Origin of the sequence: Streptomyces sp. NPDC059785 (assembly GCF_042732375.1) — a bacterium.
GTDB lineage: Bacteria > Actinomycetota > Actinomycetes > Streptomycetales > Streptomycetaceae > Streptomyces.
The window spans coordinates 18,074-42,376 of the sequence record NZ_JBHWHV010000018.1; the positions used below are offsets into that span (position 1 = coordinate 18,074).

20 protein-coding genes are annotated in these 24,303 nt (G+C 72.5%); 19 read left to right on the plus strand and 1 reads right to left on the minus strand.

What is annotated here, in order from left to right; translation table 11 throughout:
- Positions 1-4: 4 nt before the first annotated feature.
- Complete coding sequence (locus tag ACFV6E_RS16185; RefSeq protein WP_385176837.1) at positions 5-1,174, plus strand: hypothetical protein; 1,170 nt, start codon at positions 5-7, stop codon at positions 1,172-1,174.
- 443 nt (positions 1,175-1,617) lie between these two features.
- Here the strand turns inward: ACFV6E_RS16185 and ACFV6E_RS16190 are convergent, their stop codons facing one another.
- On the minus strand, positions 1,618-2,586 hold the full coding sequence (locus tag ACFV6E_RS16190) for an NAD(P)-dependent alcohol dehydrogenase (protein ID WP_385167513.1): 969 nt from the start codon (positions 2,584-2,586) through the stop codon (positions 1,618-1,620).
- Between the two features lie 225 nt (positions 2,587-2,811).
- Between ACFV6E_RS16190 and ACFV6E_RS16195 the strand changes: the two genes are divergently transcribed.
- The 18 genes from ACFV6E_RS16195 to ACFV6E_RS16280 all read left to right on the plus strand — a co-directional run bounded on the left by ACFV6E_RS16195 (position 2,812) and on the right by ACFV6E_RS16280 (position 24,300).
- On the plus strand, positions 2,812-3,399 hold the full coding sequence (locus tag ACFV6E_RS16195; RefSeq protein WP_385167515.1) for a TIGR03086 family metal-binding protein: 588 nt from the start codon (positions 2,812-2,814) through the stop codon (positions 3,397-3,399).
- Positions 3,400-3,574: 175 nt separating this feature from the next.
- Positions 3,575-4,231, plus strand: a complete 657-nt coding sequence (locus tag ACFV6E_RS16200) for a GntR family transcriptional regulator (protein ID WP_385167517.1) — start codon at positions 3,575-3,577, stop codon at positions 4,229-4,231.
- Positions 4,228-5,136: a dihydrodipicolinate synthase family protein gene (locus ACFV6E_RS16205; protein ID WP_385167519.1), complete on the plus strand. Its 909-nt coding sequence runs from the start codon at positions 4,228-4,230 to the stop codon at positions 5,134-5,136. The genes ACFV6E_RS16200 and ACFV6E_RS16205 overlap by 4 nt, the downstream gene beginning before the upstream one ends.
- Positions 5,133-6,857 (plus strand): L-arabinonate dehydratase, encoded by a 1,725-nt coding sequence (araD, locus tag ACFV6E_RS16210; protein ID WP_385167521.1) that lies wholly within the window; start codon positions 5,133-5,135, stop codon positions 6,855-6,857. Before ACFV6E_RS16205 ends, araD begins: the two co-directional genes overlap by 4 nt.
- Positions 6,858-6,968: 111 nt before the next feature.
- Positions 6,969-7,904, plus strand: coding sequence for a carbohydrate ABC transporter permease (locus tag ACFV6E_RS16215; RefSeq protein ID WP_385167523.1), 936 nt, complete (start codon positions 6,969-6,971; stop codon positions 7,902-7,904).
- The gene (locus ACFV6E_RS16220) at positions 7,901-8,803 is read left to right on the plus strand and encodes a carbohydrate ABC transporter permease (RefSeq protein WP_385167524.1); all 903 of its coding nucleotides are present in this window, start codon (positions 7,901-7,903) and stop codon (positions 8,801-8,803) included. Before ACFV6E_RS16215 ends, ACFV6E_RS16220 begins: the two co-directional genes overlap by 4 nt.
- Positions 8,800-10,101, plus strand: a complete 1,302-nt coding sequence (locus tag ACFV6E_RS16225; RefSeq protein ID WP_385167526.1) for a polysaccharide lyase family 1 protein — start codon at positions 8,800-8,802, stop codon at positions 10,099-10,101. The genes ACFV6E_RS16220 and ACFV6E_RS16225 overlap by 4 nt, the downstream gene beginning before the upstream one ends.
- A complete protein-coding gene (locus tag ACFV6E_RS16230) occupies positions 10,098-11,264 on the plus strand; it encodes a Gfo/Idh/MocA family protein (protein WP_385462146.1) in 1,167 nt (388 codons plus the stop codon). Before ACFV6E_RS16225 ends, ACFV6E_RS16230 begins: the two co-directional genes overlap by 4 nt.
- Positions 11,261-12,103 (plus strand): PmoA family protein, encoded by an 843-nt coding sequence (locus ACFV6E_RS16235; protein ID WP_385167530.1) that lies wholly within the window; start codon positions 11,261-11,263, stop codon positions 12,101-12,103. Before ACFV6E_RS16230 ends, ACFV6E_RS16235 begins: the two co-directional genes overlap by 4 nt.
- Entirely contained in the window at positions 12,100-13,644 is a 1,545-nt protein-coding gene (locus ACFV6E_RS16240) for a family 43 glycosylhydrolase (protein WP_385462149.1), read from the plus strand. Before ACFV6E_RS16235 ends, ACFV6E_RS16240 begins: the two co-directional genes overlap by 4 nt.
- 39 nt (positions 13,645-13,683) lie before the next feature.
- Positions 13,684-15,729, plus strand: a complete 2,046-nt coding sequence (locus tag ACFV6E_RS16245; RefSeq protein WP_385167534.1) for a pectinesterase family protein — start codon at positions 13,684-13,686, stop codon at positions 15,727-15,729.
- A 120-nt stretch (positions 15,730-15,849) separates the two neighbouring features.
- A complete protein-coding gene (locus tag ACFV6E_RS16250; protein ID WP_385167536.1) occupies positions 15,850-17,202 on the plus strand; it encodes an ABC transporter substrate-binding protein in 1,353 nt (450 codons plus the stop codon).
- Positions 17,203-17,359: 157 nt separating this feature from the next.
- Positions 17,360-18,169, plus strand: a complete 810-nt coding sequence (locus ACFV6E_RS16255; protein WP_385462152.1) for a rhamnogalacturonan acetylesterase — start codon at positions 17,360-17,362, stop codon at positions 18,167-18,169.
- A gap of 66 nt (positions 18,170-18,235) precedes the next feature.
- A complete protein-coding gene (locus ACFV6E_RS16260) occupies positions 18,236-19,576 on the plus strand; it encodes a polysaccharide lyase family 1 protein (protein ID WP_385462268.1) in 1,341 nt (446 codons plus the stop codon).
- A 129-nt stretch (positions 19,577-19,705) separates the two neighbouring features.
- A complete protein-coding gene (locus ACFV6E_RS16265; protein ID WP_385462154.1) occupies positions 19,706-20,833 on the plus strand; it encodes a pectinesterase family protein in 1,128 nt (375 codons plus the stop codon).
- 1 nt (position 20,834) lies between these two features.
- Entirely contained in the window at positions 20,835-21,869 is a 1,035-nt protein-coding gene (locus ACFV6E_RS16270; RefSeq protein WP_385167541.1) for a pectinesterase family protein, read from the plus strand.
- Positions 21,856-23,097 carry a dienelactone hydrolase family protein gene (locus tag ACFV6E_RS16275; RefSeq protein ID WP_385462157.1) on the plus strand — a complete coding sequence of 414 codons (1,242 nt, stop codon included), beginning with the start codon at positions 21,856-21,858 and terminating at the stop codon, positions 23,095-23,097. Before ACFV6E_RS16270 ends, ACFV6E_RS16275 begins: the two co-directional genes overlap by 14 nt.
- Before the next feature lie 93 nt (positions 23,098-23,190).
- A complete protein-coding gene (locus ACFV6E_RS16280) occupies positions 23,191-24,300 on the plus strand; it encodes a pectate lyase (RefSeq protein ID WP_385167544.1) in 1,110 nt (369 codons plus the stop codon).
- The last annotated feature ends 3 nt before the right edge of the window (positions 24,301-24,303 follow it).

A 24,303-nucleotide genomic window follows, 5' to 3' on the forward strand; every position in this document is an offset into this window, starting at 1 on the left:
CGCGCTGCCGGCCGCCGCCTTCGTCTACCCGTGGGACGTCAACGGCGACCCGGAGGCCCCCGAACGCATCGCCCGCCTCGGCGTCCGGCAGGTGACACTCGCCGCCGCCTACCACTCCACCCGCGCCCTGACCCCCCGTCACCCGCGCCACCGCATCGTCACCGCCGAACACGCCGCCGTGCTGTACCCGGTCGACGCCGCCCGCTGGGAGGGACGCCGGCTGCGCCCGTATCCGGCGGGCGACTGGGCGCCCGGCGACGCGTACGGGGAGGCGGCGGCGGCGCTCGCCGGGGCCGGGCTCGACGTGCACACCTGGGTGGTGCTCGCCCACAACTCCCGCCTCGGAGCGGAGTTCCCCGACACCTGCGTGGTCAACGCCTACGGGGACCGGTATCCGTGGGCGCCCTGCATCGCCCAGCCCGGCACTCGCGAGTACCTCGTCGGCCTGGCCGTGGAGTCGGCGGTGCGGCCCGGCGCCGGGGGTACGGAGCTGGAGTCCCTCGGCTGGTACGGGCTCGCGCATCTGCACGCCCACGACAAGACCGGCGGCGTGGCCCTTGGGGAGGCCGGGCAGTACCTGATGTCGCTGTGCTTCTGTCCGGCGTGCGAGGGCGGTTACGCGGAACAGGGGCTGGACGCGGGGGAGGTGCGGGCCGCGGTGCGGCGGGCGCTGGAGCCGGTCTGGCGCGGTGAGTGTCCCGCCGGGGGGTGGGAGCCGGTGGAGAAGCTGCTCGGCGCGGAGCTCGCGGCGGGCACGCGCGCGTGGCGGGACTCCGTCGCCGCGTCCCTCCAGGCGGACACCGTCGCCGCCGTCCGCGCCGCCGCCCCGGACGGCTTCCGTGTACTGCTGCACGCCGACCCCGTGTCGTACCACTGCGGAGCCAACGCCGGGGTCGACCCCGCGCACATCCTGTCGGTCGCCGACGGCGTCGTGGTCCCGTGCACCGGGGGCCCGGAGCTGCTGACCCCCTTCGCGGAACAGCGGGCCGAGGGGCGGGTGCTGGCGGCCAACTTCACCGTCGTGAGCGGCATGGGCGGCAGCCCGGCGACCCTCGGCGCCGACCTGGCCCGAGCGGCGGACCTCGGCGCGACCGAGGCCCGGCTCTACCACGCCGGCCTCGCCTCCGACGCGGACCTCGCGCGCGTGGGGGAGGTGTTTACGAGGGGCGGGTGACGCGGCGGGGCGCGGCTGGGACGACGGTGTGCGGATGACGCGGCGGCGCGCGGCTGGGCGTGGCTGAATGCGGCATGCGCGGGCTTGGCGTGCGCGGCAGGCGCGGGCTCGGTGTGCGTGGCAGGCACGGTGGCGTGCGGCTGACAGGGCGGCCGTGGCTTGGACGGCGGGGCGCGGCTGGCGCGGCGGGGCGGGCTGGGCGTGGCTGACGCGGCGGCGGGCGGCTGGCACGGTGGCGTGCGGCTGGGCGCGGCAGGCACGGTGGCGTGCGGCTGACAGGGCGGCCGTGGCTTGGACGGCGGGGCGCGGCTGGCGCGGCTGGGCGGGCTGGGCGTGGCTGACGCGGCGGCGGGCGGCTGGGCGTGGCGTGCGCGGGCGCGGCGTGCGCGGCGGGCGGGTGACGCGTGGTGGCGCGAGGTCGACGCGGGCGCGGCTGGGCGGCGTCATACGGTGACGGCCAGCTTGCCCAAGGGGTGGCCCTCTCTCAGGTGGCGTACCGCCGCGGGTGCCTCGGGCAGTGGGTAGGTGCGCTCGACGACCGGGAGGAGCGCGCCGCTGTCGGCCAGGTCCCGCAGGGCGGCCAGGTCCTCCCGGGCGGGCTTCTCCACCAGGTTGCGGAGGTTCTGCCGGACGAACGGGGAGAGCAGCACGGCCCCCAGCCCCCGGTGCAGACCGCCGAACCAGGCGCCGCCGCGCTCGCCCCCGATGATGACGAGGGTCCCGCGCGGGGCCAGGACGCGGCGGAGGAGGGAGAGGGGGCGGTTGCCCGCGTTGTCCAGCACGACGTCGTACCGGCGGCCCGCGTCGGTGATCTCCCCGCGGGTGTAGTCGACGACGTCCGCCGCGCCCAGGGACCGTACGAGGTCCGCGCCCGCCGGGCCGCAGACGCCCGTGACGCGGGCGCCGTGGTGGACGGCGAGCTGCACGGCGTACGTGCCGACCCCGCCGGAGGCGCCGATGACCAGGACGTCCTGGCCCGGGCGCGGACGAGCCGTGCCGCTGAGGGCCTGGAACGCGGTGAGCCCGGACGTCGGCAGCACGGCGGCCTGTTCGAAGGAGAGGCCCGGCGGCTTGGCGACGACGTGGCCGGCCTTGGCGCGCGCGTACTCGGCGAACGAGCCGTCGCAGACGCCGAAGACCTCGTCGCCCGGCTTCAGGCCGGTCACCTCCCCGCCGACCGCCTCCACGACCCCGGCGCCGTCCCAGCCGCGCACCGGGTTGCGGGGCCTGCGCACCCCGAGGGCGAGCCGGGCCACGTACGGCCGGCCCGTCATCAGGTGCCACACGCTGGGGTCCACGCCGGCCGCTCTGATCCGGACAAGGACTTCGCCCGAGCGGGGCACGGGGCGGTCGATGTCACGCAGTTCGAGCCGGTCGGCGGAGCCGTAGGCGTCCTGGACGATCGCTTTCATGAAACGCTCCCTCGCGCGGTCGGTGCACCGGGACGCACCGGGATGCACCGAGCATCGCGGCGGTCCCGAGCGGCGGCCAGCCTTCTGCGGCGCATTGCAACGACGACTTCTCGGCGCCGGGTTGTCCGCGGCGGCTCCCCGGCGATGAGTTTCCGCGGCGCCGGCGGTCCATCTCCCGGAGGCGCCCGCTCGAACGGGGCCTCGTGAGCCGAGGAGAGATGACGTATGACCGACACCCCGCTGGACCTCGGGCCGCAGGCCCTGATCGTGGCGCGCCTCGCGGCGGGCGTGCGCGACGAGCGGCTCGACGCCGTCACGCCCTGCCCGGACCTCCCGGTGCGCGACCTGCTGCGCCATCTGATCGGGCTCTCCGCGGCCTTCCGGGACGCCGCCCGCAAGGACCTGGGGGTCAGCACGGACGTCCCCGGGGGCGCCTCGCCGCGGGGCCTCGGGCCGGACTGGCGCGAGACACTGGTGAAGGCGCTCGACGGCCTCGCCGACGCCTGGCGCGAGCCGGCGGCCTGGACCGGCGAGACCCGCGCGGGCGGCGTCGACCTGCCCGGCTCGGTGGCCGGGGCGGTCGCCGCGGACGAACTCGTCGTGCACGGCTGGGACCTGGCGAGGGCCACCGGCCAGGACTACGAGCCGGACCCGGGCGCCCTGCGCGCCGCGTACGGCTTCCTGCTCGCGGCGGCCGAGGCGCCGAACCGCGGCGGCGGCGCCTTCGGCCCGGTCGTGCCGGTACCGGAGGACGCCCCGCTCCTGGACCACGTGATCGGCCTCAGCGGCCGGGACCCGCACTGGAAGCCGTGACTCGACCGGCCGAGCCCCGCACAGGAACCCGTGACCGTCCGTACGGATACGTGTACGGGACCGTCAGTTTTCTCTGCCGGAAGCGTTGACGGGACACGGGCGCGCCCCTAGCTTCATCGCGTCGTACTTCGTACGTCATATATGAGACGCGATATGCGAGATCCGAGAGGCGCGCATGACCTCTGTGCCGACCCCGATCCCCTCCCGCACGCAGTACGTCCTGGAGGGGATCAAGCACCGCATCCTCACCGGGCAGCTGACCCCGGGGCAGGCCCTGGTCGAGACCGAGCTGGCCGCGCGGTTCGGGGTGTCCAAGACCCCGGTGCGCGAGGCGCTCAAGACCCTGGCCGGCACCGGGCTCGTCGTGATGAGCCAGTACAAGGGCGTCACGGTGCGCATGGTGGACGCGGACATGGCACGCGAGGTCTACGACGTCCGGCTGCTGCTCGAACCCGAGGCGCTGCGGCGGGCCGTGCGGCGCGGGGCGTCCCTCGACGCCGCGCGCGACGCGCTCACCCGCTCCGACCGCGCCGCCGACACCGCCGAACGCTCGCTGGCCAACCGGGAGTTCCACCGCGCCCTGTACCTCTCCTGCGGCAACCCGCTGCTCGGCCGGATGCTCGACGAGGTACGGGACCAGGCCGCCCTGGTCTCCGCCGTCGCCTGGGCCGCCGACCCCTCCTGGGAGCGCGAGGCCGACGAGCACCGGGAGATCCTGCGGCTCGCCCTCGACGGGGACGCCGACGGCGCGGCCGGCGCCCTGCACGCGCATATCGCCTCGTTCGTGCAACGGGCCTTCCCCCAGGGCCAGGAAGAGGATGAACAGCGATGACAGCGACGTACGAGACCCAGCGGGCGGCGCTCGCCGAGGTCGTGGCGATCCCCGTGACCCCGTTCACGGCGGACGGCTCGATCGACCGCGACACCCATCGGGCCCTGCTGCGCCGGTTGCTGGACGGTGGCATCCGCACCCTGACGCCGAACGGGAACACCGGCGAGTTCTACGCGCTCACCCCCGAGGAGCGGCAGACCGTCACCGAGCTGACCGTCGAGGAGGCGGGCGGACGGGCCGCGATCCTGGTCGGGGTCGGCCACGATGTGCCGACGGCCGTCGCCTCCGCGCGGCACGCCCGGGAGCACGGCGCGCAGATGGTGATGGTGCACCAGCCCGTGCACCCGTACGTGTCGGAGGGCGGCTGGGTCGACTACCACCGGGCCATCGCCGAGGCCGTGCCCGAGCTGGGCGTCGTGCCCTATCTGCGCAACCCGCTGCTCTCCGGGGCGCGGCTCGCCGAACTCGCCGACGACTGCCCGAACGTCATCGGGGTCAAGTACGCCGTCCCGGACGCCGCGCGCTTCGCCGCCTTCGCTCGGGACGCGGGCCTGGACCGCTTCGTCTGGGTGGCGGGGCTCGCCGAGCCGTACGCGCCCTCGTACTTCTCGGCGGGCGCCACCGGCTTCACCTCGGGGCTCGTGAACGTCGCCCCGGCTCTTTCGCTGAACATGATCGAAGCGCTTCGATCGGGCGACTATCCGGCCGCCATGAAGGTCTGGGAGCAGATCCGCCGCTTCGAGGAGCTGCGCGCCGCCGACAGCTCCGCCAACAACGTGACCGTGGTCAAGGAGGCGCTGGCCTCGCTCGGCCTGTGCCGCCGCGACGTACGGGCGCCGAGCAAGCCGCTGCCCGAGGACGAGCGCGCGGAGGTCGCCGCGATAGCCGCGGGGTGGGCGCTGTGAACGAGGTCTCCGGAGAACTGCGCAGCCACCAGTGGTACGGGACGGAGGGCCTGCGCTCCTTCAGCCACCGGGCCCGCACCCGGCAGCTCGGCTACCTCCCCGAGGAGCACCTCGGCAAGCCGGTCATCGCGATCCTCAACACGTGGTCCGACATCAACCCCTGCCACGTGCACCTGCGGGACCGCGCGCAGGCCGTGAAGCGGGGGGTGTGGCAGGCCGGGGGCTTCCCGCTCGAATTCCCGGTGTCCACGCTGAGCGAGACCTTCCAGAAGCCGACCCCGATGCTCTACCGCAACCTGCTCGCGATGGAGACCGAGGAGCTGCTGCGCTCGTACCCGGTCGACGGCGCGGTGCTGATGGGCGGCTGCGACAAGTCCACGCCCGCGCTGCTCATGGGCGCGGCCACCGCCGACCTGCCCGCCGTCTTCGTGCCCGCCGGGCCGATGCTGCCGGGCCACTGGCGCAACGAGGTCCTCGGCTCCGGCACCGACATGTGGAAGTACTGGGACGACAAGCGCGCCGGGCTGATCGGCGACTGCGAGATGGCCGAGCTGGAGAGCGGCCTCGCCCGGTCGCCAGGGCACTGCATGACCATGGGCACGGCGTCCACGCTGACCGCCGCCGCCGAGGCGCTGGGCGTGACGGTGCCGGGCGCCTCCAGCATCCCCGCCGTCGACTCGGGGCACGACCGGATGGCCGCCGCGGCGGGACTCCGGATCGTGGAACTCGTACGCCGGGACCGCAAGCTGTCCGACATCCTCACCGCCGACGCCTTCGCGGACGCCGTGACGACCGTCCTCGGACTCGGCGGCTCGACCAACGCCGTGATCCATCTGATCGCCATGGCCGGGCGGGCCGGGGTCACCCTCACCCTGGACGACTTCGACCGGATCGCGCGGACCGTGCCGGTCCTCGCCAACGTCCGGCCCGGCGGCGGCCCGTACCTGATGGAGGACTTCCACTTCGCCGGCGGGCTGCCCGGCTTCCTGTCGCGGATCACCGACCTGCTGCACCTGGACCGGCCGACGGTGTCGCACGACAGCATGCGCGAGCAGCTGGCCGGCGCGCGCGTGCACGACGACGACGTGATCCGCACCCGGGAGAACCCGGTCGCCGACGAGGGCGGTGTCGCCGTCCTGCGCGGCAACCTCTGCCCGGACGGCGCCGTCATCAAGCACATCGCCGCCGAGCCGCACCTGCTGAAGCACACCGGACCCGCGGTCGTCTTCGACGACTACCGGACCATGCAGCGCACCATCAACGACCCGTCTCTCGGCATTACCGCCGAGAGCGTGCTCGTGCTGCGCAACTCCGGTCCCAAGGGCGGGCCCGGCATGCCCGAGTACGGCATGCTGCCCCTCCCCGACCACCTGCTCAAGCAGGGGGTGCGGGACATGGTGCGGATCTCCGACGCCCGGATGAGCGGCACCAGTTACGGCGCCTGCGTGCTGCACGTGGCACCGGAGTCGTACGTCGGCGGGCCGCTCGCGCTGGTGCGCAGCGGGGACACGATCACCCTCGACGTGGCGGCGCGGAGTCTGCGGCTGCACGTGGACGACGCCGAGCTGGCGCGCCGCCGGGCCGCCTGGACGCCGCCGCCCGAGCGCTTCGAGCGCGGCTACGGGGCGCTCTACAACGAGCAGATCACCCAGGCCGACACCGGCTGCGACTTCGCCTTCCTGGCCCGCCCGGGCAAGGTGCCCGACCCCTACGCGGGCTGAGCACACCGGCCGCGCGAACCGCCGGCCGGACTTTTCGACCCACGCAGTAAGCGCTTCCCGCAAGCGCTTCGATCATGAGAAACACCGCACACCGAGAACGGAGAACAAGTCATGGCCCATGCCGCAGCCGTGGCGAAACAGCCCGCGCCGCCCCGGCGCCGCCGTGGCTCGGCGACGCCGCGCAGACTGCCGTATCTGCTGATCGCCCCGGCGGGCCTGCTGATGCTGGGCTTCATCGCCTACCCGGTCATCAGCGTCTTCTACTACAGCCTCCAGGACTACAACCCGACCAAGCCGTGGCGGAACGGCTATGCGGGCCTGGAGAACTTCACCCACGCCTTCACCGCCGACCCCCAGTTCTGGGACACGCTCACCTTCAGCGTCAAATGGGTCGTCGTCGAGGTGGGCCTGCAACTGCTCTTCGGCCTGGCGCTCGCGCTGATCGTCAACCAGACCTTCGCCGGCCGGGCGCTCGGCCGCGCCCTGGTCTTCTCGCCGTGGGCCGTCTCCGGCGTGCTGACCTCCGCGATCTGGGTGCTGCTCTACAACTCCCAGACGGGCATCACCCGTTACCTCGCCGACATGGGCATCGGCGAGTACGGCACGAGCTGGCTGTCGGACACCGCCACCGTCTTCCCGGCGGCCGTCGTCGCCGACCTGTGGCGCGGCGTCCCCTTCTTCGCCATCCTGATCCTCGCCGACCTCCAGTCCGTCTCCAAGGACCTGTACGAGGCCGCCGAGGTCGACGGAGCGAGCCGGCTGAGGCAGTTCCTGCACATCACGCTGCCGCACCTGAAGGACGCCATCGTCCTGTCCACGCTGCTGCGCGCGGTCTGGGAGTTCAACAACGTCGACCTGCTCTACACGCTGACCGGCGGCGGACCCGCGGGCGAGACGACCACCCTGCCGCTCTACATCGCCAACACCAGCGTCGACGCCCACAACTTCGGCTACGCGTCGGCCCTGACGACGGTGGCGTTCGTGATTCTGCTCTTCTGCTCGATCGTCTACCTGCGACTGAGCAAGTTCGGAGGTGGCGACAAGTGATCACCAAGGACGCCGGGACGCGCGTGCCCGTGGCTCCCGCCCCGCGGGCCGAGGCCCCGCCGCAGCGCCCGCGCGGAAGACGCCGCGCCTGGGACGAGGTGCCCCGCTGGCAGATCTACCTGCCCCTGACCGTCTACCTGCTCTTCACGCTGGTCCCCTTCTACTGGATCCTGCTCTTCGCGCTGCGCCCGCCGGGCTCGACCTCACTCGTGCCCTGGCCCATGACCTTCGAGCACTTCGACAAGGTGTGGACCGAGCGGAGCTTCGGGACCTACTTCCAGAACAGCGTGCTGATCGGGGTCGCCACCCTGGTGATGACCACGGTCATCGCGCTGGCCGGGGGCTACGCGCTGGCCCGCTTCGACTTCCGGATCAAGCGCGCGTTCATGCTGGCGCTGCTCTGCTCGCAGTTCGTGCCCGGCGCGCTGCTCCTCGTGCCGCTCTTCCAGATCTTCGCCAAGCTCCAGATGATCAACTCACTGGGCAGCGTCATCATCGCCGAGACCGTCTTCCAGCTCCCCCTGTCGATGATCCTGATCAGCGGGTTCATCAGGAACGTGCCGTACTCGCTGGAGGAGGCCGCCTGGGTGGACGGCTGCAACCGCTTCCACGCCTTCCGGGTCGTCGTCCTGCCGCTGCTGCGGCCCGGCCTGATCGCCGTCGGCTCCTTCGCCTTCGTGCACGCCTGGAACCACTTCCTGTTCGCCCTGATGTTCCTCAGCAACCAGGACCAGCAGACGCTGCCCGTCGGCCTCAACACCCTGATGAGCTCCGACAGCGTCGACCTCGGAGCGCTCGCCGCGGGCGGCATCATCGCCGCCGTCCCGGTCGTCATCGTCTTCGCCTTCATCCAGAAGTGGCTGATCACCGGCTTCAGCGCGGGGGCGGTGAAGGGATGACGGGCATACGAAGAGTCCTCCGGGCGGCGGCCGTCGCCGGGCTGCTGGGCCTGCTCGGCAGCCCGGCCGGCGCCGAGGCCCGTGACATCGGCCGCGACACCCTCGCCGCCGACGACGGCTGGGCCGCCGCCGACGGCGGCACCACCGGCGGCGCCGCGGCCGACGACGCGCACGTCCTCACCGTACGCACCCGGGCCGAACTGGTCCGCGCGCTCGACGGAGGCAGCGCCGTCCCGAAGATCATCCGGATCGCGGGGACCATCGACGCCAACACCGGCGACGACGGCGACCGCCTCGGCTGCGACGACTACGCCACCGGCGGCTACACACTCAAGAAGTACCTGGCCGCCTACGATCCGCGCACCTGGGGCCCGGCCAAGCCCAGCGGCGCGCAGGAGGAGGCCCGGCAGGCATCGGCGGCCCGGCAGGCCGAGCGGGTCGAACTGCGCGTCGGCTCCAACACCACGATCGTCGGCCTCGGCTCCGGCGCCGTCCTCAAGGGCGCGAGCCTCCAGGTCAAGGACGCGGACAACGTCATCGTCCGCAACCTCGAACTCCGCGACGCCTACGACTGCTTCCCCGTCTGGCAGCCGAACACCGGCGGCCTCGGCGACTGGAAGACGGCGTACGACAACCTGTGGCTGAGCGGCGCCACCCATGTGTGGGTCGACCACATCACCGCGAGCGACGAGGGCCACCCCGACGCGGACGAGCCGGCGTACTTCGCGCGCAACTACCTGCGCCACGACGGCCTGCTGGACATCACAGGCGGCTCCGACCTGGTCACCGTCTCCTGGAGCCGGTTCACCGGACACGACAAGGCGATGCTGATCGGCAACAGCGACTCGGCCACCGGCGACCGCGGCAGGCTGCGCGTCACCCTGCACCACAACGAGTTCGACTCCGTCGTGCAGCGCGCGCCCCGCGTCCGCTTCGGCCAGGTCCACGTCTACGACAACCGGTACGTGGTGCCCGAGGGCTCCGAGTACCGCTACTCGCTCGGCGTCTCCACCGAGTCCGCGGTCTACGCCGAGAACAACTCCTTCCGCACACCCTCGCACGTGGAGGTGGCCGACCTGGTGAAGAGCTGGAACGGCAGCGCGCTGCACCAGACCGGGACGCTCTTCAACGGCTATCCCGTCGACCTGCTCGCCATCCACAACGCGTACAACTCCGGCAGCGAACGCGATCTGACCGACGACGTCGGCTGGACGCCCGTCCTGCACGGGACGATCGACAGCGCCGAGCGGGCCGACCGCGCGGTGGCGCGCGGGGCCGGCGCGGGGAGGATCCGATGAGCGCGCACATACCGGCGCGCACCGCGCTGCCGGTCGTCCTCGCGGGCGCCCGCGGCCACGGCCACTGGCACCTGGCGAACATCCGCCGCCTTCAGGACAAGGGCCTCGTCCGGCTGGCCGGCGTCTGCGACCTCACCCCGCTCACCGAGGACGAGCTGACCGGCCTCGGCACCCCGGAGCAGTCCGCCGACTTCGGCGCCCTGCTGGACTCCACCGGGGCGGCGATCGCCGTGATCTGCACCCCGATCCCCACCCACACCGACCTCGCGCTGACCGCCGCCGAACGGGGCGTCCACCTGCTCCTGGAGAAGCCGCCCGCGCCGTCCTACGCCGAGTTCCGGCGGATGGCGGACGGGATCGCCGCGGCCGGCACGGTCTGCCAGATCGGCTTCCAGTCGCTCGGCTCGCACGCCGTGCCCGCGATCCGCGAGCTGATCGCCAAGGGCGTGCTCGGCGAGGTGACCGGGATCGGCGCGGCCGGAGCCTGGGCGCGCGACGAGGCGTACTACCGGCGGGCGCCCTGGGCGGGCCGCCGCCGCATGGACGGCGCCGACGTCGTCGACGGGGTGCTCACCAACCCCCTCGCGCACGCCGTCGCCACCGCGCTCGCCCTGGACGGCAGCACCCGCGCCGACGACGTCGCCGGGATCGAGACCGAACTGCTGCGCGCCAACGACATCGAGTCCGACGACACCTCCTGCGTACGGGTCACCACGCGGGACGGCCGCCGGATCACGGTGGCCGCCACGCTCTGCGCCGAACGGCCCGGCGAGCCCTACGTCCTGGTGCACGGCGACAGCGGCCGGATCACCTTCTGGTACAAGCAGGACCGGGTGCTCGTCCAGCGCTCCGGGCACGGCCCCGAAGAGACCGAGTACGGCCGCACCGACCTGCTGGAGAACCTGGTCGCGCACCTCACGGACTCCACCCCGCTCCTGGTCGCGCCCGAGTCGACGGGCGCCTTCATGAAGGTGGTGGAGGCGATCCGGCGGGCCCCCGACCCGGACCGGCTCCCGGCCGGCGCCTGGGAACGGCTGCCCGCCGAGAACCGCCGCGTCGTCACCGGCATCGACGGACTCGTGGCCGCCGCCGCCGACACCCTCGCCCTCTACTCCGAACTAGGCGTCTCCTGGGCGCGCCCGGACGAGGTGAGCGGCCGATGACCCACGACTCACCCGTCCTGCGCGTCGCGGGCCGCCCCGTCGGCCGGTACGTGGTCCGGCCCGAGCTGCCCGTACGCCTCTCCCCGCGCCCGTACCTGCACCCCGTCACCACCCTGTCCGGTACGGCGGTCACCGAGCGGGGCCCCGCCGACCACGCACACCACCTCGGCGTCGGTGTCGCCGTTCCCGACGTCGAGGGGCACAACTTCTGGGGCGGGCGCACCTACGTCCGCGGGCAGGGGCCCACCGAGCTCGACAACCACGGCACCCAGCGGCACACCGCCTTCCAGCTCAAGGACCCCGACGGGTTCGTGGAGGAGCTGCGCTGGGTGGCCGCCGACCACGAGCTGCTGCGCGAGCGCCGTACCGTCGCCGCCACCGAACTCACCACCGCCGCCTGGGCGCTGGACTTCACCTTCTCGCTGACCAACACCACCGGGCGGGAGCTGTCCTTCGGCAGCCCCGCCACCAACGGGCGGCCGGGAGCGGCGTACGGCGGGTTCTTCTGGCGGGCCCGCAAGGAGGAGGCGCCGCCGCGGGTGTTCACCGCGGGCGGCGAGGGCGAGGAGACCGTGCACGGCAGCCGCGCCGACTGGCTGGCCCTCGCGGGCGAGACCTGGACGCTCGTCTTCGCCGGGGCCACCGACGCCACCCGCCGCGACCCGTGGTTCGTGCGCACCGCCGAGTACCCGGGCGTCGGCTCCTCCCTCGCCCATGACCGGCGGCTGCCGCTCCCGGCCGGGGAGACCGTCGTACGGCGGGTGGTCACCGTCGTCGCGGACGGCCGTCTGGAGCGCGACGGGGCCGCGGCCCTGGTACGGAAGGCGGTGAGCCCGTGACGTCCGCCGACTCCTCTTTCTCCGCCGATCTCGGTGACGGCACCTACCGCAACCCGGTCCTGAACGCCGACTGGTCCGACCCGGACGTGGTGCGCGACGGCGACGACTTCTACCTGACCGCCTCCAGCTTCGGGCGCGCCCCGGGCCTGCCGCTGCTGCACTCCCGCGACCTGGTCAACTGGACGCTGATCGGACACGCCCTGACCCGGCTCGAACCGGCACGCGAGTTCACCGCGCCCCGGCACGACTGCGGGGTGTGGGCACCGTCCCTGCGCCGCCACGACGACCGCTTCTGGATCTTCTGGGGCGACCCCGACCAGGGGATCTTCCAGATCAACGCCCCCGGGATCAGCGGGCCCTGGACCCGGCCGCACCTGGTCAAGGCGGGCAAGGGGCTCATCGACGCCTGCCCGCTGTGGGACGAGGAGACCGGCGAGGCGTACCTCGTGCACGCCTGGGCGAAGTCCCGTTCCGGCGTCAAGAACCGGCTGACCGGCCACCGGATGCGGCCCGACGGCACCGGGCTGCTCGACGACGGCGAGGTGATCGTCGACGGCGACCGCATCCCCGGCTGGTTCACCCTCGAAGGCCCCAAGCTCTACCGGCACGACGGCTGGTTCTGGATCTTCGCCCCGGCCGGGGGAGTGGAGACCGGCTGGCAGGGCGTCCTGCGCTCGCGCTCGTTCTCCGGTCCCTACGAGGAGCGGATCGCGCTGGAGCAGGGCGGCACCGGGGTCAACGGCCCGCACCAGGGCGGCTGGGTGCGCACGGCGTCGGGCGAGGACTGGTTCCTGCACTTCCAGTCCCGGGGCCCGTACGGGCGGGTCGTCCACCTCCAGCCGCTGCGCTGGACGACGGAGGGCTGGCCGGTGATCGGTGATGACGGCGAACCGGTCGGCACGCACCGCAAGCCGGACCTGCCGCCGCAGCGCCCGGCGGCCCCGGCCACCGACGACGACTTCCCCGGCGGCCGGTTCGGCCCCCAGTGGCAGTGGACCGCCAACCCCGGCAAGGACTGGGCCACCGGGCACGCGGGCGACGGGCTCCGGCTGACCTGCGTCCGCACCGGCGACGCGCACGACCTGCGCAGGCTGGCGAACGTGCTGACCCAGCGGCTGCCCGGGATCCCGGCCGTCGTCGAGGTCGACCTGCGGCTGGACAGCGAGGAACCGGGGGCGCGGGCCGGGCTCGCCGTGCTCGGGGACGCGTTCGGCTGGATCGGGCTGGAACGGGCCGCGGACGGCTCGGTCCACCTGGTGCACCGGTTCGCCGAGTCCGTCGCCGAACACGAACGGGACGCCGCGCACCCGCGCCCGGCGCCCGGCGGGCGCGCCCGGCTGCGCATCGAGACCTCCGCCGGGGCCCGCTGCCGCTTCTTCGCCGACCTCGGCGACGGCCCGCGCCCCTCGGGCCCGGTGTTCGCCGCCACCCCCTGGCGCTGGGTCGGCGCCCTGCTCGGACTCTTCGCGCTCGCACCGTCCGGCGGCGGCCACGCCGGCGCGGCCACGTTCACCTCGTTCCGGATCACCGCCGCCCCCTAGGGGCAACGTCAGCCGTCCGTACGCCTGTCGGGAGAAGCAATGACGCACCTCCGTAGCAAGCGCTTGCCGCACGGGAGACCGGGGTTACCCCCGCGCCCGCGCCTCGCCGTGGTCGCGGCGGCCCTCGCCGGGCTGCTCGCCGCCCTCGGGCTCGGCACGGCCGGTCAGGCGCAGGCCGCCACCGTCACCACCGCCGCCTCCGCCGCCGCGCCGGAGGCCGCCGCCTCCGCACCTGCGGCCGGCCGCCTTTCCGACCGGGCGCACGGCTTCGCCTCGCTGGCCGGCGGCACCACGGGCGGTGCGGGCGGCGGGGTCGTCACGGTCACCGACCAGGCGTCGCTCGCGGCGTACGCGGCGGCCGAGGAGCCGTACGTCATCCGGGTGGCCGGAGCCATCGCCGTCGAGCCGTTCGGCTCGGACATCACCGTCGCCTCGGACAAGACGATCATCGGCGTCGGGGACACCGGGGAGATCGTCCACGGCGAACTGCACCTGGACCCCGGCACGCACAACGTGATCATCCGCAACCTGACCATCCGCGACTCCTACGTGGAGGGCGACTGGGACGGCAAGACGCAGGACTTCGACGCGATCCAGATGGACACCGCCGACCACGTCTGGATCGACCACAACCGGTTCACGCACATGGGCGACGGGCTGCTCGACATCCGCAAGAACAGCCAGTACGTCACCGTCTCCTACAACCGGTTCGACCACCACAACAAGGCGTTCGGCATCGGCTGGACCGAGGACGTCACCACACAGATCACCATCGACCACAACTGGTTCGAGGCCACCAAGCAGCGCAACCCCTCGGCGGACAACTGCGCCCACGCGCACCTCTACAACAACTACCTCTCCGCGCAGGTCGCCGACGGCGACCCGGTGTGGACGTACGGCAACTGGTCGCGCGGCGCCACGAAGATGGTCATCGAGAACAGCTACTACGACGGGGTCCAGCACCCCTACCAGGCCGACGCCACCGCCGAGCTGGTGCAGCGCGGCTCGGTCCTGAGGAACACCACCGGACGCCGGGACGCGTGGGGCACGGCCTTCGACCCGCACGCCTTCTACGCCTACCGGCTCGACCCCGCCTCCGCCGTCCCGGCGCTGCTGCGCACGTACGCCGGACCGCAGCGGGCCCTCGGCACGGTGCTGCGCGTCCCGGCCGACTACCCGACCGTCCAGGCGGCCGTGGACGCCGTCCCCGACGGCAACGCCACCACGGTGACCATCGCCATCGCGCCCGGCACCTACCGGGCCAAGGTCCTGATCCCCGCGGGCAAGGGACATGTGGTGCTCCAGGGCACCGGACGCGACCGCTCCGACACCGTGCTCGTGTACGACACGCCGGCCGAGTCCGGCGGCTCCACCGGGAGCGCCACCGTGCGGATCGCCGCCGACGACGTCACCGCGCGCGACCTCACCTTCAGCAACGACTTCGACGAGGCAGCCCACGAGTACGGCTCCGAACAGGCGCTGGCCATGAAGACGACGGGCGACCGGATCGTCTTCGAGAACACGGCCTTCCTCGGCAACCAGGACACCCTGATGACCGACAGCCCGAAGCTGGACACGGTCAGCCGGGTCTACGTCCGCGACTCCTCCATCGAGGGCGACGTCGACTTCGTCTACGGGCGCGCCACCACCGTGATCGAGCACTCGGTGATCCGCGCGCTCAGCCGGGGCTCCGACAGCAACAACGGCTACCTCACCGCCGCCTCGACCTGGAAGGACAACCCCTACGGGTTCCTGATCACCCGGTCCAAGGTGGTCAGCGACGCGCCCGCCGGGACCTTCCACCTCGGCCGGCCCTGGCACCCGGGCGGCGAACCCGACGCGGTCGCCCAGGTGCTGATCCGGGACACCGAACTGCCCGCCGCGATCAAGGCGTCGCCCTGGACCGACATGAGCGGCTTCTCGTGGAAGGACGCCCGCTTCGCCGAATACCGCAATCACGGCCCAGGCGCGGCCGTCACCGCCGACCGCCCGCAGATGACGGCGGCCGACGCCGCCCGGCACACCGTCGCCGACTACCTGAACGGGACGGACGGCTGGGCGCCGTACGCCGCGGTCCGGCGCTGAGCCGGGCCCGTGCCGCGCACCGACAGACCCCACAGCACCACGCACCACCGCACATCACCGCTAGATCACATCACCGCTGGATCCATCCAGAACAACGGGACAGAAGAGAAGAGCCGGACCATGAACATCAATTCGCGCAGAAGCAGCCGGACCGGACGTCGCGCAGCCGGCGCCGTCGCCCTGAGCGCCGTGCTCGCGCTGACCGCCACCGCCTGCGGTGACGACGGCAGCGGGAGCGGCGGCGACAAGGGGGACGAGGGTTCGGGCAAGGGCGAGATCACCTTCTGGGACAACAACACGGCCGTCCGCCGTGACATCTGGATGGAGATCATCAAGGACTTCGAGAAGAAGTACCCGGACATCAAGGTCAACTACGTCGGGGTGCCCTCGGAGAGCGTCCAGTCCAAGTACGACACCTCCATCCAGGGCGGCGGGCTGCCGGACGTCGGCGGGGTCGGCGCCGCCATGCTCGCCGGGATCGCCGCGCAGAACGCGCTCGAGCCGCTGGACGAGCGGATCGAGAAGAGCTCGCTGAACGGCAAGCTGAACGCGGGCATGCTCGACTCGGTGCGGGTCGCGGGCGGCCAGGACAAACTGTTCACGGTGCCCACCTCGGCCAGCAACGGCGTGCTGTACTACCGCACCGACCTGTTCAAGGCGGCCGGTGTGGACGAGCCGACCACCTGGTCCAAGTTCTACGAGGCCGCCGGCAAGCTCACCGACAAGGGCAAGAACGAGTTCGGCTACACCATCCGCGGCGGCGCGGGCTCCATCGCGCAGGCCCTGGACGCGATGTACGGCCAGACCGGGATCACCGAGTTCTGGAACGGTGACAAGACCACGGTCAACGACCCGAAGAACGTGGCCGCGCTGAAGAAGTACGTCGCGCTGTACAAGAAGGACACCCCGTCGGCCGACGTGAACAACGACTTCACCAAGATGGTCGCCCAGTGGGACAGCGGCAAGATCGGCATGCTGAACCACAACCTGGGCTCCTACCAGGACCACGTGAAGGCGCTCGGCACCGAGAAGTTCCGCGGCCTGCCGAACCCGACCACGGACGACGGAGTACGGGTCCAGGTCTCCAACCCCGTCGACGGTCTCGCCCTGTTCAAGTCGAGCAAGAACAAGTCGGCCGCCTGGAAGTTCATCGAGTTCGCCGCCTCGCACGAGTCCAACAGCAAGTGGAACGAGTCGGCGGGCGCCATCCCGGCCAACACCGAGGCCGCCAAGGACGCGTGGATCCAGAAGGCCGAGCCGACCAAGCTCGCGGCCGAGGCGCTGGGCAGCGGCAGCACCAAGATCGTGCAGCTCCCGTACTACCTGCCCGACTGGAACACCATCTCGAAGACCGACAACGAGCCGAACTTCCAGAAGGTCCTGCTCGGCAAGATGTCGGCCGAGGACTTCCTGAACACGATGGCGGACCAGCTCAACAAGGCGCAGGCGGAGTACAAGGAGCAGCAGAAGTAGGACCGCCGGCGCTCAGGCACACCAGGACCGGGCCGGCGGCACCCCGGGCGGGGACACCCGCCGCCGGCCCCTCCTCCCCTCCCTCTCGGCACGTGCGCATGGACCGACCCTGCCCGCAAGCCCCTGCCCGAAAGGCCCGAAAGCGAGGCACACCGACGTGTCCGTCTCCCGCAGAACCCTGACCGCCGCGGCGCTCGCCGCCGTCCCGCTCGCCGTCGCGGCGACGGGTCCCGCCTCCGCCGCCCCCGCACCGCACGGGGAGCGCCGCACCCGCACCCTGTACATCGCCGGTGACTCCACCGCCGCCCAGAAGTACGCCGACGCGGCCCCCGAGACCGGCTGGGGCATGGCCCTGCCGTTCTTCCTCCGCGAGGACCGGCTGACGGTCGCCAACCATGCGGTCAACGGCCGCAGTTCGAAGAGCTTCATCGACGAGGGCCGGCTCGACGTGATCCTTGCGGAGATCGGCCCCGGCGACCTGCTGCTGATCCAGTTCGCGCACAACGACGAGAAGAGCGCCGACCCCACGCGCTACACCGAGCCCTGGACCACGTACCAGGACTACCTGCGCCAGTACGTCGACGGGGCCAGGGCACGGGGCGCGCGCCCGGTGCTCGCCACGCCCGTCGAGCGCAGGAAGTTCGACGCGGACGGCAACGCGGTGCCGACCCACGGCGACTATCCGGCAGCGATGCGCGCGCTCGCGGCGGACGAGGGCGTGGCGCTGCTCGACATCAAGGCCCTGTCGCTCGCCCTGTGGCAGAAGCTCGGCGTCGAGGAGACCAAGACGTACTTCAACTGGACCGATACCGAGCAGGACAACACCCACTTCAACCCGCCCGGCGCGATCGCCGTCGCCTGCCTCGTCGCCGGCGAACTGCTGCACCGCCGGGTGCTCGCGCCCCGGGACGTGCACCGTCTCGAGGACGAGATCCCCGAGTCCTGGATCACCTGGCCCACCGCCTGACCGTCCGACCGTCCGAGGGAAAGAGAGAGCCGCACGATGAGCACTCGCACAACGAGCACGCGCACGCTGAGCACACAGGAATGTCATGGACGCGTCATAGGGTCGGCCGTGGGGCGCGGTCGCGTCGCCGCGGCCCTGGTGGGCTGCACCGCCCTCGTCCTCACCGTCACCGGCCCCGCCGCCCAGGCGCACGGCCGCGACACCGCCCGCCAGACCCTCGCCGCGGGCGACGGCTGGGGCTCGTACGGGACGGGCACCACCGGCGGCTCGGCCGCCGACGCCGCGCACGTGTACACCGTCACCGACTGGGCCGGGTTCAGAGCCGCCCTCGCCGACGGCGGCACCGCACCGAAGATCATCAAGGTGAAGGGCGCCATCGACGCCAACGCCGACGGCTGCGACTCCTTCGCCGTCCCCGGCTACGACTTCGACGCCTACCTGGAGAAGTACGCGCCCGAGACCTGGGGCCTGGACACCGACCTCACCGCCGAGCCCGACGACAGCCCGGAGGGACTGCGCCGGGCCTCCGCCGCCGTCCAGGACGCCGCCATCAAGGCGAACGTGCCCGCCAACACCACGATCATCGGCGTCGGCCGGAACGCCGGGATCAAGGGCGCCAGCCTCCAGATCAAGGGCGTCGACAACGTCATCGTCCGCAATCTGACCTTCGAGAGCCCTCTCGACTGCTTCCCGCAGTGGGACCCCACCGACGGTGACACCGGCAACTGGAACTCCGAGTACGACAGCGCCGTGGTCTACGGCTCCACCCACGTCTGGCTGGACCACAACACCTTCACCGACGGCGACCACCCGGACAGCTCGCTGCCGGTCCACTTCGGGATGACCTACCAGCAGCACGACGGCGAACTCGACATCGTCAAGGGCGCCGACTACGTCACGGCCTCCTGGAACGTGTTCACCGAGCACGACAAGACCCTGATGATCGGCAACAGCGACAGCGAGTCCACCGCCGTGATCGACCGCGGCCACCTCAAGGTCACGCTGCACCACAACCTGTTCTCGCACCTCGTCGAGCGCGCCCCGCGGGTCCGCTTCGGCCAGGTCGACGTCTACAACAACCACTACGTCGCCGACGCCTCGTACGCCTACAGCTTCGGCGTCGGCATGGAGTCCCAGCTCGTCGCGGAGAAGAACGCCTTCACGCTGCCGTCGGGCGTCAGCGCCGCCACGGTCCTCAAGAAGTGGAAGGAGGCCCCGGTCACCGCCGACGGCAACCTCGTCAACGGCCGTCCGGTGGACCTGATCGCCGTGCACAACGCGGAGATCCCCGAGGAGACGCTCCAGTCGGGCGCCGGCTGGACCCCCACCCTGCGCACGCACGTCGACTCCCCGAAGGCGGTGCCGGGCGTCGTCGGCCGCGGCGCCGGCTCGGGCAAGCTCCGCTGACCCCGGACACGACCGGCCTTCCCCCCGAGGGGCCGGAGCGGCCCCCACGCGCCCCGCACCCGGGGCGCCCGCTCCGGCCCCGCTCCGGACCCCGCAGACCCAAGAGCCGCACAGCCAAGGAGCATCGCCATGCTTCCCCAGCACCCCCGCAGCACCCCCGGCCGCAGAGCCTTCCTCCTCGCGGGCGCCGGTGCCGCCACCGCGCTCGCGCTCGGCACCCCCGCCCGCGCCGCGTCCCGCGCACCGTTCGGCCGCTACGGTTCCCCCGCCCACCGCCTGACCGAACAGACCCTGTACGTGCACCCGGGCGGCCTCGGCGACCACACCACCGTCCAGGCCGCCGTGACCGCGGCCGGTACCGGCGCCACCCTCGTCATCGCCCCCGGCGTCTACCGCGAGACCGTCGCCGTCAAGAGCGACCGCACGGACATGACCTGGATCGGCGTCGCCGAGGACCCGCGCGACACCGTGGTCGTCTACGACAACGCGGCCGGCACCCCCAAGCCGGACGGCTCGGGCACCTACGGCACCACCGGCTCCGCCACCACGACCGTGCAGGCCGACGGCTTCACCGCCCGCCGGATCACCTTCGCCAACGACTGGCTGCGCGCCGACCACCCCGACGTCACCGGCACCCAGGCCGTCGCCATCAAGGCGCAGGGCGACCGCTCCGCCTTCCACCACTGCCGCTTCCTCGGCCACCAGGACACGCTGTACGCCGACTCGACCGCCCTCACCGTCTTCGCCCGGCAGTACTTCGCGCACTGCTATGCCGAAGGGGACGTCGACTTCGTCTTCGGCCGGGCCACCGCGGTGTACGAGGACTGCCACTTCCACACCCTCGTGCGCACCGACCTGACCTCGGCCCCCTACGGCTTCGTCTTCGCGCCGTCCACCGCCGGGGCCAACCCGCGCGGCTACCTGGTCACCCGCTCCCGTGTCACCAGCGAGGCCCCGGACGCCTACTACAAGCTCGCCCGCCCCTGGGTGCCCAGCTCCGACACCACCGCCCGGCCGATGCTCACCGTCCGCGAGACCCGCCTCGGCGCGGGCATCGACGCGGTCGCCCCCTACACCAACATGTCGGACACCTACCCCTGGCAGCAGCAGCGGTTCGCCGAGTACCGCAACACCGGCCCCGGCGCGAAGGTGACCGTCCCCGAGAACCGGCCCCAGCTCACCCGCGCCGAAGCCGCGTCGGCCACCCGCGGGGCGTATCTCGGCGACTGGAAGCCGTGGACCAGGGAGGAGTGCTGAGATGCGACGGCGCGCCTTCCTCCGCACCGCCTCGGCCACGGCGCTGACCGCCCTCGCCCCGGCGCCCGCCCGCGCGGACGCCCGCCGGACCCTGCACGTCCGCCCCGGCGGCTCCGTCCAGGCCGCCGTCGACGCGGTGACCGGCCCCGGCTGGACGATCGTGGTCCACCCGGGCACGTACCGGGAGGTCGTGAACGTCCCCGCCGGCAAGGCCGGACTGACCCTGCGCGGCGCCGGCCCCGACCCCCGGGACGCCGTCATCGTCCACGACCACGCCAACGGGACGGTCAGGCCCGACGGGACCACGTACGGCACGGCGGGCTCGGCCACCTTCACCTCGGCGGCGCCCGGGCTCACCGTGCGCGGGCTGACCCTCGCCAACGACTGGCTGCGCGCCGACCACCCCGACATCACCGGGACGCAGGCCGTCGCCGCCTACGTCACCGGCGACCGCTCGTACTTCGAGCGGGTGCGGCTGCTCGCCCACCAGGACACGCTGTTCGCCGACACCAGCGACCTCGCCGCGTTCGACCGGCACTGCTACCGCGACTGCTACATCGAGGGCGACGTCGACTTCGTCTTCGGGCGGGCGCGGGCCGTCTTCGAGCGCTGCCACTTCCACACCCTGGACCGGGACGTCGACTTCACCCCCGAGGGCATGGTGTTCGCCCCGTCGACGGCCCGCGCCAACCCCTACGGCTTCCTGGCCGTGCGCAGCCGGATCACCTCGGGGGCCGAGGACGGCGCGTACAAGATCGCCCGGCCGTGGGTGCCGACCTACGAGACGACCGCGTGGCCCTCGCTGGTGGTGCGGGACACCTGGCTCGGCCCCGGCATCGACGCCGTGACCCCCTACATCAACATGCGCGACGCCTACCCCTGGCAGACGATGCGCTTCCGCGAGTACCGCAACACCGGGCCCGGCGCCGAGGTGACCGTGCCGGAGAACCGGCCGCAGCTCACCGCCGGCGAGGCCGGGGAGCACACCGCGCGCACGTACCTCGGTGACTGGAGGCCCGGCCATGACGGGCGCTGACGACCGGTCACGGGTGGGCCGGAGGACGTTCGTCGCCGGGGCCGGGGCAGCGGCGCTGTGGGGCTTCGGGGCGGGGACGACCGCCGAAGCCGCCGAACCCGCCGAAGCCGCCGAACCCGTCGAAGCCGCCGAACCCGTCGAGGCGGCCACGGCCGGTGCCGGCGGGATCGTCGAGGGCAACCTCCCCGACTTCTACCCCGCGCTCAAGGACGAGCTGCACTTCCCGCTCGCCTGGGGCACCTCACCGGTCCGGGACTTCCGCACCTGGCGCCGCACCGCACGGGCGAAGGTCGAAGAGTGCCTGCTCACCGGGGACGACGACACCCCGTACGCGCCGGAGTACGGCGACCGCGCCGAGGCCGACGGGTACACGCGGGAGCTGGTCACCTTCGCCCTCACCCGGTACGGGCGGGTCCGCGGCGCGCTGCTCACCCCGCACGGCACCGGACCCTTCCCCGCCGTGCTGCTCCTGCACGACCACGGCGCGAAGTTCGACATCGGCAAGGAGAAGCTGGTCAGGCCCTGGTACGACGGCGAGGAACGGCTGCCGTCCGCGCAGGCGTGGGCCGACCGCTACTTCAGCGGCCGGTTCGTCGGCGACGAGCTCGCCCGGCGCGGCTACGCGGTCCTCGCCGTGGACGCCCTCGGCTGGGGCGACCGCGGCCCGATCGCCTACGACCAGCAGCAGGCCCTGGCGAGCAACCTCTACAACCTGGGCTCGTCCCCGGCCGGTCTCATGGCCCTCGAGGACGTACGCGCCGCCGGGTTCCTGGCCGGACTCGACCGGGTGGACCGGCGCCGGGTCGCCGCCGTCGGCTTCTCCATGGGCGCCTACCGGGCCTGGCAGACCGCCGCGCTCACCGACGCCGTCGCCGCCGCGGCCAGCGTCTGCTGGATGACCGGGCTGAAGGAAATGATGGTGCCCGGCAACAACACCCTGCGCGGCCAGTCGGCGTTCTGGATGCTCCACCCCGGGCTCGCCCGGCACCTGGACATCCCCGACGTCGCGAGCATCGCCGCCCCCAGACCGATGCTCTTCTTCAACGGCGGCCAGGACACCCTCTTCACCGCCGAGGGCGTCGAGACCGCCTACACCAAGCTGCGCGCCGTCTGGCGCGCCCGGCACGCCGGGGACCGGCTGCACACCAGAACCTGGCCCGACCTCGGCCACGTCTTCGTGGACCGCATGCAGGACGAGGTCTTCGCCTGGCTCGACGCGGTCCTCTGACCGGACGCCCGGCCTCGGAGCCTGTGTCATGTCCCCGGCCGGGCGCTCGTCCCATCCCCCCATGCACCACCACGACGAAAGGACCCGCACGTCATGCGTCGTACCCGCAGTTCCCTCACCGCCCTCGCCGTCGCCGCCGGGGCAGGACTCGCCGTCCTGCCCGGCCAGGCGCACGCCGCCACCGTCGTCGTCGACACCACGGCGGAACTGACCAGCGCCATCTCCAGCGCGAGTGCCGGCACGGTCATCCAGGTGCGCGCCGGCACGTACTACCCGACGGCCACCCTCCAGTCCACGACCAACGGCACCTCCTCGAACCGGATCTACCTCCAGGCGTACGGCTCGGAGACGGTGAAGATCGACGGCTCCTCGCTGCCCGACGGCGACTGGATCTTCAAGCTGACCGCCGACTACTGGAATGTCTCCAACATCACCTTCCAGAACTCGCCGGACAGCGCGGTCGTCTGCACCTCCTGCACCGGGACCGTCTGGAGCAACATCAAGACCATCAACGGCGGCGACTCCGGCTTCACGCTCACCGGCGACGGCACCACGAACAACACGGTCAAGAACATCGACTCCTACGGGCACTACGACCCCGCCAACCACGGCGAGAACGCGGACGGCATCGCGGTCAAGTACGGCTCCGGCACCGGCAACCTGATCACCGGCGCCCGCCTGTACAACAACTCGGATGACGGGATCGATTTCTGGTCCTTCTCCTCGCCCGTCACCGTCGAGCACACCTGGGCCTTCGGCAACGGCAAGAACCGCTGGTCCGACTCGGCCTTCGCGGGCGACGGCAACGGCTACAAGCTGGGCGGCGACGGCGAGGTCGTCGCCCACGTCGTCAACAACTCCGCCGCCTGGGACAACCAGGGCAGCGGCTTCACCGAGAACAGCAACACCGGAGCCATCGTCATCAACCGCACCACCGCGTACGCCAACGTCAAGTACGGCTACTACTTCGCCACCGGCGCCGCCCGGCTCGGCAAGAACCTCGCCGTGAGCAACGGCACCGCGGTCTCCAAGAGCTCATCGGTCGTCTCGGCCGGCAACAACTGGGACTCCGGCATCTCGACCCCGTCCTTCGTCTCCACGGACGCGACGACGTGCTACAACGCCCGCCAGTCCGACGGCTCGCTGCCCGCCACGACCTTCCTGACCACGGGCTCGTCGACGATCGGCGCGACGATGGACTGAGTG

Excerpts from the sequence above, each read along its gene's own strand:
- ACFV6E_RS16265 (WP_385462154.1), top strand. The coding sequence starts at position 19,706 with ATGCTTCCCCAGCACCCCCGCAGCACCCCCGGCCGCAGAGCCTTCCTC.
- ACFV6E_RS16195 (WP_385167515.1), top strand. The coding sequence starts at position 2,812 with ATGACCGACACCCCGCTGGACCTCGGGCCGCAGGCCCTGATCGTGGCG.
- ACFV6E_RS16245 (WP_385167534.1), top strand. The coding sequence starts at position 13,684 with ATGACGCACCTCCGTAGCAAGCGCTTGCCGCACGGGAGACCGGGGTTA.
- ACFV6E_RS16280 (WP_385167544.1), top strand. The coding sequence starts at position 23,191 with ATGCGTCGTACCCGCAGTTCCCTCACCGCCCTCGCCGTCGCCGCCGGG.
- ACFV6E_RS16225 (WP_385167526.1), top strand. The coding sequence starts at position 8,800 with ATGACGGGCATACGAAGAGTCCTCCGGGCGGCGGCCGTCGCCGGGCTG.
- ACFV6E_RS16200 (WP_385167517.1), top strand. The coding sequence starts at position 3,575 with ATGACCTCTGTGCCGACCCCGATCCCCTCCCGCACGCAGTACGTCCTG.
- ACFV6E_RS16235 (WP_385167530.1), top strand. The coding sequence starts at position 11,261 with ATGACCCACGACTCACCCGTCCTGCGCGTCGCGGGCCGCCCCGTCGGC.
- ACFV6E_RS16270 (WP_385167541.1), top strand. The coding sequence starts at position 20,835 with ATGCGACGGCGCGCCTTCCTCCGCACCGCCTCGGCCACGGCGCTGACC.
- ACFV6E_RS16205 (WP_385167519.1), top strand. The coding sequence starts at position 4,228 with ATGACAGCGACGTACGAGACCCAGCGGGCGGCGCTCGCCGAGGTCGTG.
- ACFV6E_RS16250 (WP_385167536.1), top strand. The coding sequence starts at position 15,850 with ATGAACATCAATTCGCGCAGAAGCAGCCGGACCGGACGTCGCGCAGCC.
- ACFV6E_RS16275 (WP_385462157.1), top strand. The coding sequence starts at position 21,856 with ATGACGGGCGCTGACGACCGGTCACGGGTGGGCCGGAGGACGTTCGTC.
- ACFV6E_RS16230 (WP_385462146.1), top strand. The coding sequence starts at position 10,098 with ATGAGCGCGCACATACCGGCGCGCACCGCGCTGCCGGTCGTCCTCGCG.
- ACFV6E_RS16215 (WP_385167523.1), top strand. The coding sequence starts at position 6,969 with ATGGCCCATGCCGCAGCCGTGGCGAAACAGCCCGCGCCGCCCCGGCGC.
- ACFV6E_RS16190 (WP_385167513.1), bottom strand. The coding sequence starts at position 2,586 with ATGAAAGCGATCGTCCAGGACGCCTACGGCTCCGCCGACCGGCTCGAA.